This window comes from Pseudomonas sp. IT-232MI5 (assembly GCF_949767845.1).
Taxonomy (GTDB): Bacteria; Pseudomonadota; Gammaproteobacteria; order Pseudomonadales; family Pseudomonadaceae; genus Aquipseudomonas.
The window spans coordinates 88,852-107,057 of record NZ_CATKQE010000003.1; the positions used below are offsets into that span (position 1 = coordinate 88,852).

The following is an 18,206-nucleotide window of genomic DNA, read 5'->3' on the forward strand; positions in this document are numbered from 1 at the left end:
TTGGTGGGTGCCGGGCTAATGTGGCGAGGGAGCTCGCTCTCGTTCGGCTGCGCAGCAGTCGCAAAACCTGCAGCCTCCGGTCGTCTGAATGAGCGCAGGGGAGTGCTTCGCCCTCCAGCGGCAGCAAGCTCCCTCGCCACAGGTTCAACCAGAGAACTCTGTGATGGCATTGCCCCCTTTTGGTGCCGCATCTAAATGGCTAGACTGCGCGCCTTCCTGCCTGGATCGCCACCATGTTGCTGATGCTCTATCTGATCGCCATCACCGCCGAAGCCATGACTGGCGCCTTGTCTGCCGGACGTCGCGGCATGGACTGGTTTGGTGTGGTGTTGATCGCCTGCGTCACGGCATTGGGCGGCGGTTCGGTGCGTGACGTGCTGCTGGGGCATTACCCGCTGACGTGGGTCAAACACCCGGAATATCTGGTGCTGACCTCGGTCGCAGCGATGTTTACCGTGTTCACCGCCCGTTGGATGCGCCACCTGCGCTCGCTGTTTCTGGTACTCGACGCCGTCGGTCTGGTGGCGTTCACCCTGATCGGCTGCATGACCGCGCTGGAAATGGGCCATGGCATGTTGGTGGCGTCGGTCAGCGGTGTGATCACCGGCGTCTTTGGTGGCATCCTGCGGGATATCTTCTGCAACGATATTCCGCTGATCTTCCGCCGTGAACTCTATGCGAGCGTTTCCTTCGCCGCAGCGTGGTGCTACATGCTGTGCCTTTATTTGAACGTGCCAAGTGAACAAGCCATTCTGATTACGCTGTTCGGTGGGTTCTTGTTGCGTCTGCTGGCCATTCGTTTTCATTGGGAAATGCCCAAGTTTGTCTACAACGATGAGCATTGAGAAAGCTCGGTCTGTTGGTTTGAATAAATTGTATTATTTTGATCTGTATAGGTAATTGCAAGTTTCTTACATTTTTTGATTTTCTGTTCCTGTGCTCATCGTGTTATTTGTTTTGACGTCATCGCAGTTGATGTCGATTTCTTAAATAGCATTGAGATAACGGAGTAAGTCATGAATCAAGTCATGGAAGAGACTCAGGCGCGGTCAAGCAGTTTGGCTGCTTTTGATAGCCTTACCTTGTTCAAGGTGAAGTTTGATACCGCTGAAACTACCCGAAGTAAAGAGCTGTATGGCAATGGTCGGATGCAGGTTAAAGTGCAAGTTGTCGTTGCGGGAGCCGACATTAACGGAAATGCAGTTCACGTACCGCCTGAAGTGATGAACAGTATTGAGCTGATCCATTACGATGGCGGTAGCAGATTGCAGGGCGGCTGGGTTTCCAGCACCGAGCAAGGTTCCTACACGCTGGAAATGCGCAATGCAGATCATGCGGTAGCGGTGTCCGATGAAGATGAGGATGACAGCATTCATCCCCAAGTGCGGTCTTTTTGGGTCTCTTCACAGGGAGCAGGAGAAACCCGTATCGCTGCACGGTTGTCATGGAATGACACAACCATTCGCACCAACGGTACGACGCTTTCCAGTGTGCATGACAGCAGTGTCTCGCTGACTGCAAAACAGCCGGCAGCTTATTCCATCGAAAGTTTCCGCTGGCAGCAAACCCGGCGTGGTGATGAGGCGCCAGGTAATCGCATCGTCAACTATTACCTGGGGTTGTACCCTCAGGGCGGACAGCAAATCAAACTGGTGGACTGGGTTTCGGAAGGTATTCGCGGTGATCGGATATTTGCCCGAGGTAACAAGCTTCGTGCATGGAATACCAATTACCTTGAAGGTATCTTCGTTGTTCCAGAGGAAATAACCCATGATGTGTATTTGCCGTACAGCAGTCATCCGCTTAGCGACGTACTGACCTTTGCTGTGGACGGCATCTTGAAGTTGTCGGAACGCAAAGAGAAATACTCCGTAAGAGTCAATGACCGAGATGGGGAGTTGACCGTGGTGCAGGGCTTGTCTGAGTACTCGACAATTGAAGCGGCGCACAAGCACGCTCCGCCCTTTCATTTTGTCGCCATTGATCAATATGGTACCGAACACAAACTCGCCATTCGCACTGACTTTGATGCGCGGGAGTTTTCGCTGGAGCGTGGTTGAGTACTGAGATGCTAAAAGGCGTAGATATATATATGCCGTTTCAGATGTTGTGGGCCTGTAAGCTGTAACTTCATCAAACTCATGATTGACTGCAGTTTCGATGCTTTATAGATAAATGTTCGCGGGCTCCGTGGTGCTACGGAGCCAGCACAACCCCCCGCAAACCTGTAATCGGTCCTCAGTCGGTCGTTCATATTAAGTTAATGAAAATTTTCCGGGGTTGTTCCGGTTTCATTATTTCCTTGTGAAGTCAGCGCGACGCTTACGTGTGTGTTTTTTTCTGAAAGTGACAGGATGTTATCCATGGATAGTCAAAATTTTGATTCGGTGCGTTCCAATGCATTCAACTTCGGTGGCTTTGTCGCTGGTGGTGTTGATCCCCGTACAGGTATATATACCCTGGCATTGACACTCGGTGCCATTCGCTCTGCCGATCTCAATGGACCCTCATTTAATCTTGCCCTTGGCTTCAATCCGCTTAATACGCGCAACGCCGGCTATGGCACAGGGTGGTCGCTGTCGACCAGTCGTTATGACTTGCGCAGTAAAGTCATCACGTTGGCCAGCGGTGAGACCTATAAAGCCGCTGAAACAGCCAAAGCGCTGTTCTTCAAGGAAATGAAACTGGAGAGCGCCAAGGTTCTGAAAACAGGCATCGGGCGATATGAAGTGCGCTACAAGGATGGCCGGCGCGAAGAACTTGAAGTTTTTGGCGCCACGCACATTGCCGTACCCATGAAGATCATCGCGGCGAACGGGGCAAGCATTGCCTTGAAATATGCCCTGTTCAATGAGCAGCCGATGCTCGTGGAAATCAGCGACGCAAAAAGACAGTTGCTCAAAGTCAGCCGTACCGCTGGCCGGCTGACATTGACCCAGAATCCCGATACGCCAGACAGCGCTGAATTCTCGATGACCTTCAAGAATGATCGCGTCACCGCCATCGGCTTACCGGTGGGCAGGGGTTGGGATATTCAGTACGAAGTGATTGACGGCATCAGCTATGTGAAACGCGTGGAGTCGCCACTCGGCGCCGTGGAAAACATTCGCTACAAAAGGCTCGGGCACCTGCAACCTGTGCTGGGGGCAGTGCAAGGTCTGCCGTACGTTATAGCCCATGACATTTTCGCCAAGCAAGGCCAGCCGAAGGTCATCAAAACGTACACCTATTCGGATCGCAATTACCTGGGGCATGGTGTGCCGCCCGATTCCACTGATGACGGCGACCCTCTCTACCGGGCACCGGGGACGTATCAGTACAACTCCACTGAGAAGCTGATCGTGGGGCACAAGCTTCATACTCACACCAAGCGCACGTACAACAAATTTCATCTGTTGGTCTCAGAAGTGACCACCTGCAATGACGCTATCGTTTCGACGACTACCGAGTACCACTGTAACGTCGCCAAGCCGTTTACAGAGCAGGTCGCTCAATTCAGGTTGCCCAAGTCTCAGACCCGCACTTACGAAAACAGCAAAACCAAGAACAAACGCACCGAGACATCCACCACTGAATTCGATGCCGCTGGCAATCTGCTTAGGCAGGTAGGGGGCGATGGGGTGGTCACGCAGTTCGAATACTATCCAGGCACCGAATCAAAGGATTGCCCGAAAGATCCTTTAGGATTCGTCCGCTTTCTGAAGCAGAGGGCCGTGACTCCCGCGGCTGGCGGCGGCGCAACTACCGTGACACGCTACCGATATGCATTGCATTCCGCCATCGAAGGTGCGTCGCAGGCCAATGTTGTGCCCATCCAAGAGAGCTTTTTCGAGTGGATCGACGGCAGTGAGACGCTTCGATCCCAGGTCGATCTGACTTATCTCAATTCGCCCAAGGACCCCGCCAGACACGGGTTGCTGCAACAGCAAAGCGTCACGCGCAATGCGACGACTACTCGTCTCGATTGCTCTTATGTGCTCGACGGTACCAAGTTGGTGCTGAAGAAAACGGTGCAGGGTTTTGACGGCAAAACCAGTTCCAGCGAACAAACGCTCTCGATCCTGAGCGGACTGGTAATGTGCGAGCGCGATGCTGAAGACACCGTGATCGAGTACGAATACGACAAATTGGGCCGACGCCTGCGCAGGACACTCGCACCCGCTACGGCGTTCGCCTCCACTACCCATTGGAGCTATCAGGCGGCCAAGGGTAACCAGCCCGCAACGATGATCACGAAAGACTCGGCAGGTGGCATGCAAATAGCCACGTTTGACGCGCTGGGACGCATCTGTGCGATTCAGGAAAAGGATTGCGACAACCCTGATCCGCAAGGCAACTTCCCGATGCGCAATGCTTACAGCGCCCTCCATGACCAGAGCGGCCGCCAAGTGCAGGTCATCCACAGTGACTGGTGGGACGGCCTCGTGCGAGAGGTCAAGACGGAATTTTCTTACGACGACTGGGGTCAGGTCACAGAAACCCGGCACGGCGATGGGCGAGTCGTTCACAGTCAGTTTGACCCGATCAGCCGCCAGCAGCAGAGTTGGCAGGACGGCATGGGCAAGACAATTACCGCCTTCAATGCGTTCGGCAAGCCGGACAGCATTGAAGTGTTTGATCTCAAAAACCAGAGCCTGGGCGAATCCGTTTATAAATATGACGGCTTGGGCCGAACCCTCAGTCAGACCGACCCGGCAGGCAACACGACACGCTATGAATATGATGTGTTCGACCGGATGACTCGCAGTGTTCTGCCGGACGGCCATGCCGTGGAAACCACGTTTGCAGCCCATAGCGCCGCCGAGCTGCCCGTTGAAATCAAAGTGGCCGGTTCGCTACTGGGGCAGCAGACGTTCGATGGCTTGAACCGTGTGACCGAGATAACTGTGGGAGGGCGTAAGACGTTGGCCAGTTATGAGGCCGGTCGCAGCCTGCCCAAGTCTTCCACCGATGCCAGGGGGCAGAAGGTCGAGTTCATCCATGCGTCCGAGCTGGGCGGATTGTTGACTGAGCGCAAAGCCGTGACTGAGGGGAAGGATGGCTTGACCAGCCGATTCACCTACGATCCCCTGACCGGTAAAATCAAGAGCTGCATCGAACAAGGTCGCGAGCGTCATTTCGAGTATTTCCCTTCCGGACGCCTAAAGTCGGAAACCAGCCGATATGGCGAACAGCGCAAGACGGTTTCCCATACCTATTCTTTTGCCGGTTTGCCCCTGATCTACATGGATGTACTGGGTACAAAGCATCAGACCGGGTATGACAGATGGGGGCGTAGGTCCTCGTTCAAGCAAGGTGCTGTGCAGGCGGATTTTTCCTACGACAAGCGCGGTTTGTTGACGAAGATCGAAACGCGCGATACGTCGACCAAGCGCCTGCTGACGACGCGCCTGACCTACGACGATATCGGCCGTGAAGCGACCCGAAGCTTTGAGGTCAACGGTTTGCCCACCCAGACGCTGAGCTCCACCTACACCGTGGCCGGCAAACTGGCGCAAAAGGTCTTGAAGCGCGGCGCTTTCGTGCTGCGTGATGAGCGCTTCACCTACGACGTGCGCGGGCGCCTTACGCAGTACGACTGCGAGGGCAGCCAGCGGCCGCGGGACCCCTACGGCAAGGAGATCGTCCAGCAGGCATTTACCTTCGACGCACTGGATAACATCCTGACACTGCAAACCACGTTTCCCGAAGGCGTCAATCTAACGACTTTCAGCTTTAGCGAAAGCGATCCGGCGCAGCTTATTGGGGTATCGCACTCGCATGCCGACTATCCTGCGTCGGTTACGCTGGAGTACGACGCCGATGGCCGGATGGTCAAGGACGATCAGGCTCGCACTCTGGCATATGACGCCTTCGGTCGCCTGACCCAGGTGAGTGACGCCAGAGGGGAGGTGGTGCGTGGTTTTCATTACGACGGCTTTGATCGAATCGTCGAGTTGTCGCAACCGCGCATGGCGGATGCTCAGCGCTATTACCACAACTCAACCGTCAGTTGCGAAATCCGTGGTGACGACTCGCGCAGTGTGGTGCGCAACGGCGCAGTGTTATTGGGACAACAACAACTCGGGGCGGACGCTGGCAGCCGGATCTTCGGGACGGATCAACAGCAAAGTGTGCTGACTCAGTTGCACGGGGATCAATGGGAAGACAACCCTTACAACCCTTACGGCCATCGCGTTGCTGAAGGCGGTCTCTTCAGTTTGGCGGGATTCAATGGCGAGCAACTCGATGCGGTCACGGGATTGTACCTTCTGGGTCATGGTTACCGTGCCTACAGCCCGACGCTCATGCGTTTCAATAGCCCCGACAGCATGAGCCCGTTTGGGGCGGGTGGCGTGAATGCGTACGCGTATTGCTTGGGTGACCCGGTCAATCGGATTGACCCCACGGGTCATATCTCCTGGCAGTCAATTGCCGGAATCGCATTGGGAGTCATCGGGATTGCCTTGAGTATCGTGACCATGGGGACTACCACGCCACTGAGCCTGTTGGCGATGGGGTTGGGCGTCGCTTCGGGAGCTACGGGCATAGGCAGTGAGGTGGCGAATGCCCTCGACTCGGAATCCCAGGCAGGGGCAATACTTGGCTGGGTGAGTCTGGGGCTGGGCATCGTGTCGATAGCAGCAGGCGCCCTGGCGGTGCAGAAGATCTTCACGCAGCACACGAGAGCGCGCGCTTACATCGCGACAGTCGCGGATGAGCCTCCGGTCAAAATCGTCGAAAAAGAATACACCACATTCTTCAGCCCGCGGGGCGAAGGAAGCTCTCAGAGAGCGGCGGCTGCAACAGAACCCTGGACTTTCAAGACTTACAATTTCAAAGGGAAGGTGGCGGGAAAAAAAACCGGAATGGGCGCAGTTGATGGTTTTGAGGCGCTCGGGAATGCTGAAGTAGCCGACTATTACTTGTTCAAAAATGGAATTGTCGAACAGGGATTGACGCCTTCCAAAGCGGCAAAGCGCTTGGGATCAAGCGTTAAATACAATGAAATGGTCGCGTTTCGCAGCGCTACTGAATTGGAACTAGGAGAGCCTGGATTTTTCAACAAGACGGGTTACACCGAAATCAGGCTTAGTGGCGGCAAGCGTTTGTTTTTTTACGCGAACAAGGACACTCGAACGGTGACGGCGCATAAGATAGGTCACACGCAGAGGGGCGGCTGATATGTCTGTGAGCGAAGTTATTCGCAATCGTGCAGCGTCAGTGTTCCCATACTGACGGCTCGTCACGGGCAAGGGTTCGTGGTGGTGTAGTTCGTTCTTACACTTGAGTAAATAAGGCTGCGTGAAGATCTATTTATATCTTCACGCAGCAGTCATCCCGATAAACTGGTCCATCCAATCGCCAAGTGGTCCAGGAGGACTACTTGCATTGATGGCCGGCGCTGCCGGTGCAGCGCTGCGGCATCGGCGCAACTAAACCAAGGATGAAAGTTTATGGCTGGTAAACCACCAAAGATTAAACCTGCCCTAAGTAGAACTGATGACTTCAGCGCTGGCGGCTCCCAAGGACTGCCACGGAGCAGTCAGCACACCCCATCGAGCCTCGCGCATCTGGACGCGCCCTTTCCCCTTCGCAGGTCGGATATTGGCGCCGCCGCACAGTCGGTCAGCGTAAGTCCAATGGCTGCCTACGTCAGTGAAGTGGAGATGGCTGTGTCTGCATCTTCATTTCGAGACTACTGGATACAAGACTGGAAAAATCTCGGTGACGCCGACGCGTCCGGCATACGGCTGTATAAACAGCGTCTGTTTGTAGCCGTCGCTGATGATTACTTCGTGCAAGTGGTTCAGGACGCCGAAAGCGGCCAGTTTCGCGCTACCGTCGCCAGCGAGCTCAACGCTTCCGGTCCGCTGATGAAACCGGGTGCCGAGGGCAAGTTCTGGCGTCCGGCGGACAGCGATGGTCTACCCGGGCAGCTAGCACAGGAGCATAGCGGTGCGTGGTCCGGTGATGGGAATTTTCAGGTGGAACCGCTTCGTACGATAGACGAACGCCTGGCCGTGTTGTATCCGACATTGACCGAAGAGGCGCGAGCTGACTTGCACCGCGAGCGATTGAGCGCAGATACGGGGCAGGCACTGGCTCGGCTGGAGGTGGAACACCTCACGCTGGTGAAAGATCTTGGCGCGTGGGCAGTAGAGGTGCCATCGCTGCACCCGGTCACGGGGCAGGCACTGACAATAACTGAGATTGAAAGGCTGCGATCGCACCGCGCGCTTTTCGCGCAGGAACTACAGGCCAATTGGTCGCGCCAGTTAACCACCGCAAATCCGTACACCCCCGAAAAGCTTGACTACGTTCTGGATATGACGGGCACTCTGCCGCGTTTGTCGGCTGACTTCAGTCATGTCCGTGAACTGAGTCTCTCCGGTACCTATGTGTTGAGTGGCAGCGCCTTTCTTGCAGCTTTTCCGGGCGTGCAGCACCTGACGCTCACTGGTTTAGCGTTGAAAGCGTTTCCTGTTGAAATTTTTCAAATGAGAGAGCTGACGACGTTAACCCTCGACAATTGCGACATTCGACTCTCCGAAGCGACTGTCGAAGGTCTCGCCCACATTGAAGGATTGACGCTGCTGGACTTAAGCAACAACCCACTGGGTCTCCCACCTGATGTCAGTTACATGCGGCGCCTGGACAGCCTTTATCTGTCGAAAACGGGCCTGACCGAAGTGCCAGTCGGGATATTTGACATCGAGAGTCTGGCCTATGTGGATTTTCGGCATAACGGATTCACGAGCCTGCCACGAGAACTGTTCGATGTGCCCGACGTTCGCGAGGTCAATTATGATTTTCGAAACAATCCGCTGGATGACGACACTCTGCAACGAATCACTGCCTATTTCGACGGCGCCGGTTTAGACAGAAGAATCCTGATTCAAGTGGATGGCGATGTCTGGGTGCCCCAACAGAATATAGTGTCTGACGGCGTGGACAGTGGACTGGAAAGCGCCGATGAGGGCTGATCCATTCGCTGGCAACCTGTTGGGGGCAGCTGATTGTGGCGGCGATGGGGCACACCGTGAAAGTGGATCGAAAATCTTTTACAGCGTGTCAGGAAGATGCTGACGCAACGCCCACTCCACATGCTCTTTAACCAACTCTGACGGATAATCCCGTCGCGCCTTCAACGCTTCCAGCACCGGAATCGTTGAGGGCGCATTGCCCAGCCCCACCGCCAGATTCCGCAACCAGCGCTCATACCCCGCCCGCCGCAACGGCGAGCCTTCAGTACTGCTCAAGAACTTCTCTTCATCCCACAAAAACAGCTCGGCCAGTTCAGCATTGTCCAGGTTGTGCCGTGGCTTGAAATCGCTTTCCCCGGAAGGCTTGGCGAAGCGGTTCCACGGGCAAACGATCTGGCAGTCATCACAGCCGAACACGCGATTGCCGATCAACGGACGCAGGTCTTCAGGGATGGCGCTTTTCAGTTCGATGGTCAGATAGGAAATGCAGCGCCGCGCGTCCAGCACATAGGGGCCGACGAAAGCGTTGGTCGGACAGATATCGAGACACGCGGTGCAGCGGCCGCAATGTTCGCTGCTGTGCGGCTCGTCGACTGGCAATGGCAGATCAACGAACAATTCGCTGAGAAAGAAATAACTGCCGGCCTTGCGATTCAATACCAAGGTGTTTTTGCCAATCCAGCCCAGCCCGGCCTGTTCGGCGATGGCTTTTTCCAGCACTGGGGCGCTGTCGACAAACGCGCGGAAACCGAACGGGCCGATCTGCGCCTGAATCTTGTCGGCCAACTGCTGCACACGTTTACGGATCAATTTGTGGTAATCGCGGCCCAAGGCATAACGCGACACGTAGGCTTTTTCCGGTTGCGCCAGCATTTGCGCCATTTGTGTGTCGCCGGGCAGGTAGTCCATGCGCAGCGAAACCACGCGCAACGTGCCCGGCACCAGTTCTTCCGGGTGCGAGCGTTTGCTGCCATGGGCGCCCATGTAGTCCATTTCGCCGTGGTAGCCGGCCTCGAGCCAGCGCGCGAGGTGCTGCTCATGCTCGGCCAGATCCAGACCGCTGATGCCGACTTGCTGAAAGCCCAGCTCGCGGCCCCAATCCTTGATCGATTGGGCGAGGGCGGGCAGGTCTGTGGTGATGGCGGACATGAGGCGAGAGAAACCGGAGCTGAGGTGCGTATAATTCTGCCAGACATCGGAGCCCGAAGACGCATGCCGCACACGAAAGATGAATTACCCGACGCGCTGTATGGCGCCGCGCAGGTGCGCGAGCTCGATGCACGGCTGATTGCCGCGGGTACGCCGGGCTTCGAATTGATGCAGCGCGCGGCGCATGCGACCTGGCGTGCGTTGGTGCGGCAATGGCCGTCGGCAACTGAACTGACGGTGCTGGCCGGGCACGGCAACAATGCCGGTGACGGTTATCTGGTCGCGGCCATGGCGCAGCGAGCCGGGTGGTCGGTGCGCGTGTTGGCGGTCGGCGATCCGCAGCGTTTACAGGGCGATGCCGCGCAGGCCCGTGCCGAGGCGTTGGCTGAAGGTGTTGCGGTGCAGGGCTGGCAGGCTGAAAGCGAAATGCGCGGGATCATTCTCGATGCCTTGCTCGGCACGGGGCTGAGCGGGGATGTGCGCGAGCCTTATGTCTCGGCGATCAAGGCAATTAACGCCAGTGGTTTGCCGGTGACTGCCGTCGATATCCCTTCAGGTCTAAGCGCCGACTCCGGGCATGTTCTGGGCGCCGCTGTGCAGGCTGATCTTACGGTGACCTTTATCGGGCTGAAAATCGGCCTGTTCACCGGCGACGCGGCGGATCATGTCGGCCAATTGGTGTTTAACGATTTACAGGCCAGCGCCGACATCTATCGTGACATTCCGATCATCGCCCAACGGCTCAACACGGCTAATCTTCCGGGGTTGGCGGCGCGTGCACCGACTTCGCACAAGGGCCGCTTTGGTCATGTGCTGCTGATCGGTGGCGATCACGGCTTTGGCGGGGCGATTCTGCTCAGCACCGAAACGGCCTTGCGCAGCGGCGCGGGTATGGTTTCGCTGGCGACTCGCCCAGAGCATGTCGCGGCAGCACTGACTCGTGTGCCAGAAGCCATGGCGCTTGGCACCTCATCGGCCAATCAGTTGATGGGTTTGCTGGAGAAAGTTTCTGTGCTGGTGGTCGGTCCGGGATTGGGGCAGGCCAGTTGGGGGCGCGCACTGTTGTCGGCGGCGGCCAACGCGGCATTGCCGCAAGTGTGGGACGCCGATGCGCTGAATCTGCTGGCAAGCGGTTTCGTTGAGCTGCCCAAGGATTGCGTGATCACCCCGCATCCGGGAGAGGCGGCGCGATTGCTGGGCATCAGTACGGCCGAAGTGCAGGCGGATCGTCCGGCGGCGGCGCTGGCATTGAGCAAAAAATATACAGCTGTGGTCGTGTTGAAGGGCGCGGGCAGTCTGATCGCGCATCCCGATGGCCGTCTGGCGTTGTGTCACCAAGGCCACCCGGCCATGGCCACCGCTGGACTCGGCGACGTGCTGGCGGGCTTGACCGGTGCGCTGCTTGCGCAAGGCCTGGACGGTTTCGAGGCCGCGTGTCTGGCCGTCTGGCTGCACGCCAATGCCGGTAGGCAACAAGGAAAATTCGGCCGTGGGCTGGCGGCCAGTGATCTGATTCCAGCCATTCGTCAGTTGTTGGAGGAGCAAGCACCGTGTCTGAAGTAACCCTGTACCTGGCCGATGAACAGGCCATGAGCGACTTTGGCGCACGGATCGCCCGCGTGACTCAAGGCCATGGCCTGATTTTTCTCGAAGGCAATCTGGGCATGGGCAAAACCACCCTGTCGCGAGGCATCATTCGCGGGCTGGGCCATGTCGGCGCGGTAAAAAGTCCGACCTTCACTTTGGTCGAACCTTACGAAATCGGTGACATCCGCGCCTTCCACTTTGACCTGTATCGCCTGGTCGATCCGGAAGAACTGGAGTTTCTCGGCATCCGCGACTACTTCGAAGACGATGCGATGTGCCTGATCGAATGGCCCGATAAAGGTGCAGGCTTTTTGCCAAAGCCTGACCTGACCATTACCATTAGCCCGCAAGACAGCGGGCGTTCGCTGAAAATTTTATCCCAGGGTTCGCGTGGCGAGGCCTGGTGTGCCGCTTTGGCATTGGAATCCAATTAAATGATGGGGTTAGGTATGCGCTTTCGCGCGTTGGTGACTGCCGCTGGACTGTTGTTGATGGCAGTAACCGTCAACGCTGTGGCCGATTCAAAGGTCAACAGCGTGCGCCTGTGGCGGGCGCCGGACAACACGCGACTGGTCTTCGACCTGAGTGGCCCGGTGCAGCACAGCGTCTTCACCTTGACCTCACCGGACCGGCTGGTGATCGACATCAACGGTGCCACCCTCGGTGCTCCGTTGAATGTGCAGACCGCAAACACGCCGATCACCGCGATGCGCTCGGCCCAGCGCACGCCGACCGACCTGCGCGTGGTCATCGACCTGAAGAAAGCCGTCACCCCGAAAAGCTTCTCGCTGGCGCCGAACGCGCAGTACGGCAACCGTCTGGTGGTCGACCTGTTCGACAACCCGGCCGACGCCGCACCGCCGCCGGCACCAACGCCGCAGGTGGCGACCGTGCCAGCGGTGCCGGTAACCCCGACCGAGCCTGCAATCAAGTTGCCGCCAGCCCCGGCCGGCAAGCGCGACATTATTGTGGTGATCGACGCCGGCCACGGTGGCGAAGACCCGGGTGCGTCCGGTTCGCGCGGTCAGCGTGAGAAAGACGTGGTATTGCAGATCGCCCGCGAACTGCAGCGTCAGGTCAACGGCATGAAAGGCTTCCGCGCCGAGCTGACCCGTACCGGCGACTACTTCATCCCGTTGCGCGGCCGTACCGAAATCGCCCGCAAGAAAGGCGCCGACCTGTTTGTCTCGATCCACGCCGACGCCGCGCCATCTGCCGCAGCGTTTGGTGCGTCGGTGTTTGCCCTGTCTGATCGTGGTGCAACGTCGGAGACCGCGCGTTGGCTGGCCGACAGCGAAAACCGTTCTGACTTGATCGGGGGGGCCGGTAACGTCAGCCTCGATGATAAGGACCGCATGCTCGCCGGCGTATTGCTCGACCTGTCGATGACGGCCTCGCTGACCTCCAGCCTAAACGTCGGCCAGAAAGTCCTGACCAATATCGGTCGCGTCACGCCGCTGCACAAACAGCGGGTGGAGCAGGCCGGGTTCATGGTGTTGAAGTCGCCAGATATTCCGTCGATCCTGGTCGAAACCGGATTTATCTCCAACGCCAACGAAGCGAACAAGCTCTCGGCGTCGAGCCACCAGCAAGCGCTGGCGCGTTCGATCAGCAGCGGCGTGCGTCAGTTCTTCCAGCAGAACCCGCCACCGGGCACCTACATCGCCTGGTTGCGTGATTCCGGCAAAATTGTCCAAGGCCCGCGCGATCATCGCGTCGGTCCGGGCGAAACGCTGGCGATGATCGGCGTGCGCTATCAGGTATCGCCGGCCACGCTCCGCGCCGCCAACAACCTGAAAAGTGATGAGCTGAAAGTCGGTCAACACTTGACCATTCCAGGCACCGAACTGGCGTCCAAAGAATGAACGAAGTGTTGAACGCTGCTGCCCGCATCGAACTGCTCAGCCCACGGCTGGCGAACCAGATCGCCGCCGGTGAGGTGGTTGAACGCCCGGCTTCGGTGATCAAGGAATTGTTGGAAAACAGCCTCGACTCCGGCGCCAGACGCATTGATGTCGACGTCGAGCAGGGTGGCGTCAAGCTGCTGCGCGTGCGCGACGACGGTAGCGGTATTTCCGCCGATGATCTGCCGCTGGCCCTGGCTCGTCACGCCACCAGTAAAATCCGTAACCTGGAAGACCTTGAACAGGTGATGAGCCTCGGTTTCCGTGGTGAGGCACTGGCGTCGATCAGCTCCGTGGCACGCTTGACCCTGACCTCGCGCACCCGCGATGCCGATCAGGCCTGGCAGGTGGAAACCGAAGGCCGCGACATGGCGCCTCGGGTTCAGCCAGCTGCGCATCCGGTCGGCACCTCGGTGGAAGTCCGCGACCTGTTCTTCAACACCCCGGCGCGACGCAAATTCCTCAAGACCGAAAAAACCGAATTCGATCACCTGCAAGAAGTGATCAAACGTCTCGCACTGGCGCGTTTCGACGTCGCGTTTCACCTGCGCCACAACGGCAAAACCATCCTCAGTCTGCACGAGGCCCACGATGATGCGGCCCGCGCCCGGCGTGTGGCGGCGATCTGCGGCTCGGGCTTCCTTGAGCAGGCGCTGCCGATCGAGATCGAGCGCAACGGCTTGCACCTGTGGGGCTGGGTCGGTTTGCCGACCTTCAACCGTAGTCAGGCGGATTTGCAGTATTTCTTCGTGAATGGCCGAGCGGTGCGCGACAAACTGGTCGCCCACGCTGTGCGTCAGGCCTATCGCGACGTGCTGTTCAACGGCCGGCACCCGACCTTTGCACTGTTTTTCGAAGTCGATCCGGCGGCGGTCGACGTCAACGTGCACCCAACCAAACACGAAGTGCGCTTCCGTGACGGGCGCATGGTGCATGACTTCCTTTATGGCACCTTGCACCGAGCGTTGGGCGATGTGCGTCCGGAAGATCAGCTTGCCGGTTCCGTGACCACTGCCGTCGTGCGGCCAACGGGCCTCGATGCCGGTGAGTTCGGCCCACAAGGTGAAATGCGTCTGGCGGCCAATGCCTTGCTGGAGCAACCGCAGGCGCAACCGGCGTTCAATACTTCGTCCGGTGCCAGTGCTGGCGGGGCTTATCAGTATCAATACACGCCACGTCCGCAATCGGCAGTGCCGCCGGCTGCCGAGGCGCAAGCTGCTTATCGAGAGTTTTTCGCACCGCTGCCGGAAGCCAATGCCAACGCATTGCCGGCCGGTCGGGAAGACATTCCGCCGCTCGGTTACGCGCTGGCGCAGCTCAAAGGCATTTATATTCTGTCCGAGAACGCCCAAGGTCTGGTGTTGGTGGATATGCACGCCGCCCACGAACGGATCATGTATGAGCGTCTGAAAATCGCCATGGCCAGCGAAGGCCTCAGCGGCCAGCCGCTGCTGGTGCCGGAATCCCTGGCCGTGAGCCAGCGCGAGGCCGATTGTGCTGAAGAGCACGCGGCATGGTTTCAGCGTTTGGGCTTTGAATTGCAGCGTCTGGGCCCGGAAACCTTGGCGATCCGCCAGATTCCGGCGTTGTTGAAGCAGGCTGAAGCCAACCGTCTGGTCGGCGACGTGCTGTCGGATTTGATGGAATACGGCACCAGCGACCGGATTCAGGCACACCTCAACGAATTGCTCGGCACCATGGCCTGCCACGGCGCGATTCGCGCCAATCGGCGCCTGGCCCTGCCGGAAATGAACGGCCTGCTGCGTGACATGGAAAACACCGAACGCAGCGGTCAATGCAACCATGGCCGACCGACCTGGACCCAACTGGGCCTGGACGATCTGGACAAACTGTTCTTGCGCGGTCGTTGATGAGCCAACTCCCTCCAGCGATTTTTCTGATGGGCCCGACCGCTGCGGGCAAAACCGATCTGGCCATCGAGCTGACCAAGGTGCTGCCGTGCGAGCTGATCAGCGTTGATTCGGCGTTGGTCTACCGCGGCATGGACATTGGCACCGCCAAGCCTTCGAAAGAACTGCTGGCCGAATATCCGCACCGTTTGATCGATATTCTCGATCCGGCCGAAGCCTATTCCGCTGCGGATTTCCGTCGTGATGCCCTGCAAGCCATGGCCGAAATTACCGCGCGCGGGAAAATTCCGCTGCTGGTCGGCGGCACGATGCTCTATTACAAGGCTTTGGTCGAAGGCCTGGCAGACATGCCGGCCGCCGATCCCGAGGTCCGTGCGCAGATCGAAGAAGAGGCTGCACGCCTTGGCTGGCAAGCCCTGCACGACCAATTAGCGACCATCGATCCGGTATCCGCAGCGCGGATTCACCCGAACGATCCGCAGCGCCTGAGTCGCGCGCTGGAAGTTTATCGAGTCAGCGGTCAGAGCATGACCGAGCTGCGCCAGCAACAATCTGCGCAAAGTACTGAAGCAGCCGCTTCGGGACTGCAACAATTGCCCTATACTGTCGCGAACTTGGCCATTGCCCCGGCGAATCGTCAGGTACTGCACGAGCGCATTAAACAAAGATTCACAATTATGTTGGAACAGGGGTTCATCGACGAGGTCGTAGCCCTGCGTAAAAGAAGTGACCTGCATTCGGGGTTGCCGTCTATACGTGCGGTAGGCTACCGCCAAGTCTGGGACTACCTGGATGGCAAGCTGACGTTGGCCGAAATGCAGGAGCGCGGCATCATCGCCACGCGCCAATTGGCCAAACGCCAGTTCACCTGGCTGCGCAGCTGGGAAGATATACACTGGCTGGACAGTCTTGATTGCGACAATCTGCCACGCGCCTTGAAATACCTTGGGACCATCTCCATATTGAGCTGAGTCCTTGCAATTGCCGTCTATCCTTGGGGGTGTGACGGCCAAAGCCATCTGAATTACCTATTTTTTATTATTGAATCCTTAAAGGAGTGCGGCACATGTCAAAAGGGCATTCGCTACAAGACCCTTACTTGAATACTTTACGTAAAGAGAAAGTTGGGGTTTCCATCTATCTGGTCAACGGTATCAAACTGCAAGGCACGATCGAGTCGTTCGACCAGTTCGTGATCCTGCTGAAAAACACCGTGAGCCAAATGGTTTACAAACACGCTATCTCGACAGTAGTGCCGGTTCGTCCAATTCGTCTGCCTAGCGCAACCGAATCCGAAGCAGGTGACGCTGAGCCAGGTAACGCCTGATAGGAGTCTCCTTTGTTCTTTGAGCGCCACGGTGGTGGTGAACGAGTCATCCTCGTTCACTTGGATGGACAGGACCCTGAGGCGCGCGAAGATCCGCAGGAGTTTCAGGAATTGGCTAATTCGGCCGGCGCCGAGACCGTTGCGTTTTTTAACGTGCCGCGTCATCGGCCAACCGCCAAATACCTGATCGGCAGCGGCAAGGTCGAGGAACTGCGCGACCTGGTCAAGGCTGAAGAAGCTGATCTGGTGATTTTCAATCACATCCTCACGCCGAGTCAGGAACGTAACCTCGAACGTGTTTTCGAGTGTCGCGTGATCGACCGTACCGGCCTGATTCTCGATATTTTCGCCCAACGCGCCCGTACCCATGAAGGCAAGCTCCAGGTCGAACTGGCCCAGCTTGACCACATGAGCACCCGCCTGGTTCGTGGCTGGACTCACCTTGAGCGTCAGGGTGGCGGCATCGGTATGCGCGGCCCAGGTGAAACCCAACTGGAAACCGACCGCCGTTTGCTGCGGGTTCGCCTGCGTCAGATCAAGGGGCGGCTGGAGAAGGTGCGCAGCCAGCGCGAGCAATCGCGACGTGGTCGTTCCCGTGCCGATATTCCGACCGTGTCTCTGGTGGGATATACCAACGCCGGTAAGTCCACGCTCTTCAACAACGTGACGAAATCCGATGTCTACGCGGCCGACCAATTGTTCGCCACGCTGGACCCGACCCTGCGTCGTCTGGAACTGGACGATCTGGGGCCGATTGTTCTGGCAGACACGGTGGGCTTCATTCGTCACTTGCCGCACAAGCTGGTCGAGGCATTTCGGTCTACCCTCGAAGAGTCGAGCAATTCCGATCTGTTGTTGCACGTTATCGATGCGGCCGAACCGGATCGCATGTTGCAGATCGAGCAGGTGATGGTGGTACTGGGCGAGATTGGTGCCCAGGACTTGCCGATCCTCGAGGTCTATAACAAACTCGATTTGCTTGAAGGCGTTGAGCCACAAATCCAGCGCGACGAAAACGGCAAGCCCCAGCGGGTCTGGCTGTCGGCGCGAGATGGCAGTGGTCTGGAGTTGCTTGAACAAGCCATTGCCGAATTACTTGGCAGTGATTTGTTTATCGGTACCTTGCGCTTGCCGCAACGATTCGCGCGACTGCGTGCGCAGTTTTTCGAACTCGGTGCGGTGCAGAAAGAAGAGCACGACGAAGAAGGCATCAGTTTGCTGGCCGTTCGTTTGCCCCGTGTCGAGTTGAATCGACTGGTAAGCCGCGAAGGATTGCAGCCGATGGAATTCATCGAGCAACACACTTTGCAATAAAAGCCTGACAAAGCGGTTGTGCCGCAACGGCAGGCATTCTGTAGCATTGGTCGGCGCGCCGTGGGTGCGTCTTTGCTTTATCAGATGG

The 18,206-nt window shown here is 57.6% G+C and carries 12 protein-coding genes; 11 read left to right on the forward strand and 1 reads right to left on the reverse strand.

Going from position 1 to position 18,206, the window contains the following annotated elements:
* Positions 1-233: 233 nt before the first annotated feature.
* From ACM6JQ_RS03045 to ACM6JQ_RS03060, 4 genes are all read left to right on the forward strand, one after another.
* Positions 234-845 (forward strand): trimeric intracellular cation channel family protein, encoded by a 612-nt coding sequence (locus ACM6JQ_RS03045; protein ID WP_038360340.1) that lies wholly within the window; start codon positions 234-236, stop codon positions 843-845.
* A 171-nt stretch (positions 846-1,016) separates the two neighbouring features.
* The gene (locus ACM6JQ_RS03050; RefSeq protein WP_095113492.1) at positions 1,017-2,060 is read left to right on the forward strand and encodes a hypothetical protein; all 1,044 of its coding nucleotides are present in this window, start codon (positions 1,017-1,019) and stop codon (positions 2,058-2,060) included.
* Between the two features lie 303 nt (positions 2,061-2,363).
* Positions 2,364-7,163: an RHS repeat-associated core domain-containing protein gene (locus tag ACM6JQ_RS03055; RefSeq protein WP_414893205.1), complete on the forward strand. Its 4,800-nt coding sequence runs from the start codon at positions 2,364-2,366 to the stop codon at positions 7,161-7,163.
* A 273-nt stretch (positions 7,164-7,436) separates the two neighbouring features.
* Positions 7,437-8,966 (forward strand): leucine-rich repeat domain-containing protein, encoded by a 1,530-nt coding sequence (locus ACM6JQ_RS03060; RefSeq protein WP_095113493.1) that lies wholly within the window; start codon positions 7,437-7,439, stop codon positions 8,964-8,966.
* Between the two features lie 78 nt (positions 8,967-9,044).
* Here the strand turns inward: ACM6JQ_RS03060 and queG are convergent, their stop codons facing one another.
* Positions 9,045-10,115: a tRNA epoxyqueuosine(34) reductase QueG gene (queG, locus tag ACM6JQ_RS03065; RefSeq protein WP_414893206.1), complete on the reverse strand. Its 1,071-nt coding sequence runs from the start codon at positions 10,113-10,115 to the stop codon at positions 9,045-9,047.
* Between the two features lie 63 nt (positions 10,116-10,178).
* Here queG and ACM6JQ_RS03070 point away from each other — a divergent pair, with 63 nt between their 5' ends.
* From ACM6JQ_RS03070 to hflX, 7 genes are all read left to right on the forward strand, one after another.
* Positions 10,179-11,678: an NAD(P)H-hydrate dehydratase gene (locus ACM6JQ_RS03070; RefSeq protein ID WP_414893207.1), complete on the forward strand. Its 1,500-nt coding sequence runs from the start codon at positions 10,179-10,181 to the stop codon at positions 11,676-11,678.
* The gene (tsaE, locus tag ACM6JQ_RS03075; RefSeq protein ID WP_007915806.1) at positions 11,666-12,136 is read left to right on the forward strand and encodes a tRNA (adenosine(37)-N6)-threonylcarbamoyltransferase complex ATPase subunit type 1 TsaE; all 471 of its coding nucleotides are present in this window, start codon (positions 11,666-11,668) and stop codon (positions 12,134-12,136) included. Before ACM6JQ_RS03070 ends, tsaE begins: the two co-directional genes overlap by 13 nt.
* Positions 12,137-13,567: an N-acetylmuramoyl-L-alanine amidase gene (locus tag ACM6JQ_RS03080; RefSeq protein ID WP_414893208.1), complete on the forward strand. Its 1,431-nt coding sequence runs from the start codon at positions 12,137-12,139 to the stop codon at positions 13,565-13,567.
* 8 nt (positions 13,568-13,575) lie between these two features.
* Positions 13,576-15,477 (forward strand): DNA mismatch repair endonuclease MutL, encoded by a 1,902-nt coding sequence (mutL, locus tag ACM6JQ_RS03085; protein ID WP_176472352.1) that lies wholly within the window; start codon positions 13,576-13,578, stop codon positions 15,475-15,477.
* Positions 15,477-16,448: a tRNA (adenosine(37)-N6)-dimethylallyltransferase MiaA gene (gene miaA / locus ACM6JQ_RS03090; RefSeq protein WP_095113497.1), complete on the forward strand. Its 972-nt coding sequence runs from the start codon at positions 15,477-15,479 to the stop codon at positions 16,446-16,448. Before mutL ends, miaA begins: the two co-directional genes overlap by 1 nt.
* 95 nt (positions 16,449-16,543) lie before the next feature.
* Positions 16,544-16,804 (forward strand): RNA chaperone Hfq, encoded by a 261-nt coding sequence (gene hfq / locus ACM6JQ_RS03095; protein WP_007902656.1) that lies wholly within the window; start codon positions 16,544-16,546, stop codon positions 16,802-16,804.
* Between the two features lie 12 nt (positions 16,805-16,816).
* A complete protein-coding gene (gene hflX / locus ACM6JQ_RS03100) occupies positions 16,817-18,118 on the forward strand; it encodes a ribosome rescue GTPase HflX (RefSeq protein ID WP_007915827.1) in 1,302 nt (433 codons plus the stop codon).
* The last annotated feature ends 88 nt before the right edge of the window (positions 18,119-18,206 follow it).

Excerpts from the sequence above, each read along its gene's own strand:
- ACM6JQ_RS03045 (WP_038360340.1), top strand. The coding sequence starts at position 234 with ATGTTGCTGATGCTCTATCTGATCGCCATCACCGCCGAAGCCATGACT.
- ACM6JQ_RS03050 (WP_095113492.1), top strand. The coding sequence starts at position 1,017 with ATGAATCAAGTCATGGAAGAGACTCAGGCGCGGTCAAGCAGTTTGGCT.
- ACM6JQ_RS03055 (WP_414893205.1), top strand. The coding sequence starts at position 2,364 with ATGGATAGTCAAAATTTTGATTCGGTGCGTTCCAATGCATTCAACTTC.
- ACM6JQ_RS03060 (WP_095113493.1), top strand. The coding sequence starts at position 7,437 with ATGGCTGGTAAACCACCAAAGATTAAACCTGCCCTAAGTAGAACTGAT.
- queG (WP_414893206.1), bottom strand. The coding sequence starts at position 10,115 with ATGTCCGCCATCACCACAGACCTGCCCGCCCTCGCCCAATCGATCAAG.
- ACM6JQ_RS03070 (WP_414893207.1), top strand. The coding sequence starts at position 10,179 with ATGCCGCACACGAAAGATGAATTACCCGACGCGCTGTATGGCGCCGCG.
- ACM6JQ_RS03080 (WP_414893208.1), top strand. The coding sequence starts at position 12,137 with ATGATGGGGTTAGGTATGCGCTTTCGCGCGTTGGTGACTGCCGCTGGA.
- miaA (WP_095113497.1), top strand. The coding sequence starts at position 15,477 with ATGAGCCAACTCCCTCCAGCGATTTTTCTGATGGGCCCGACCGCTGCG.
- hfq (WP_007902656.1), top strand. The coding sequence starts at position 16,544 with ATGTCAAAAGGGCATTCGCTACAAGACCCTTACTTGAATACTTTACGT.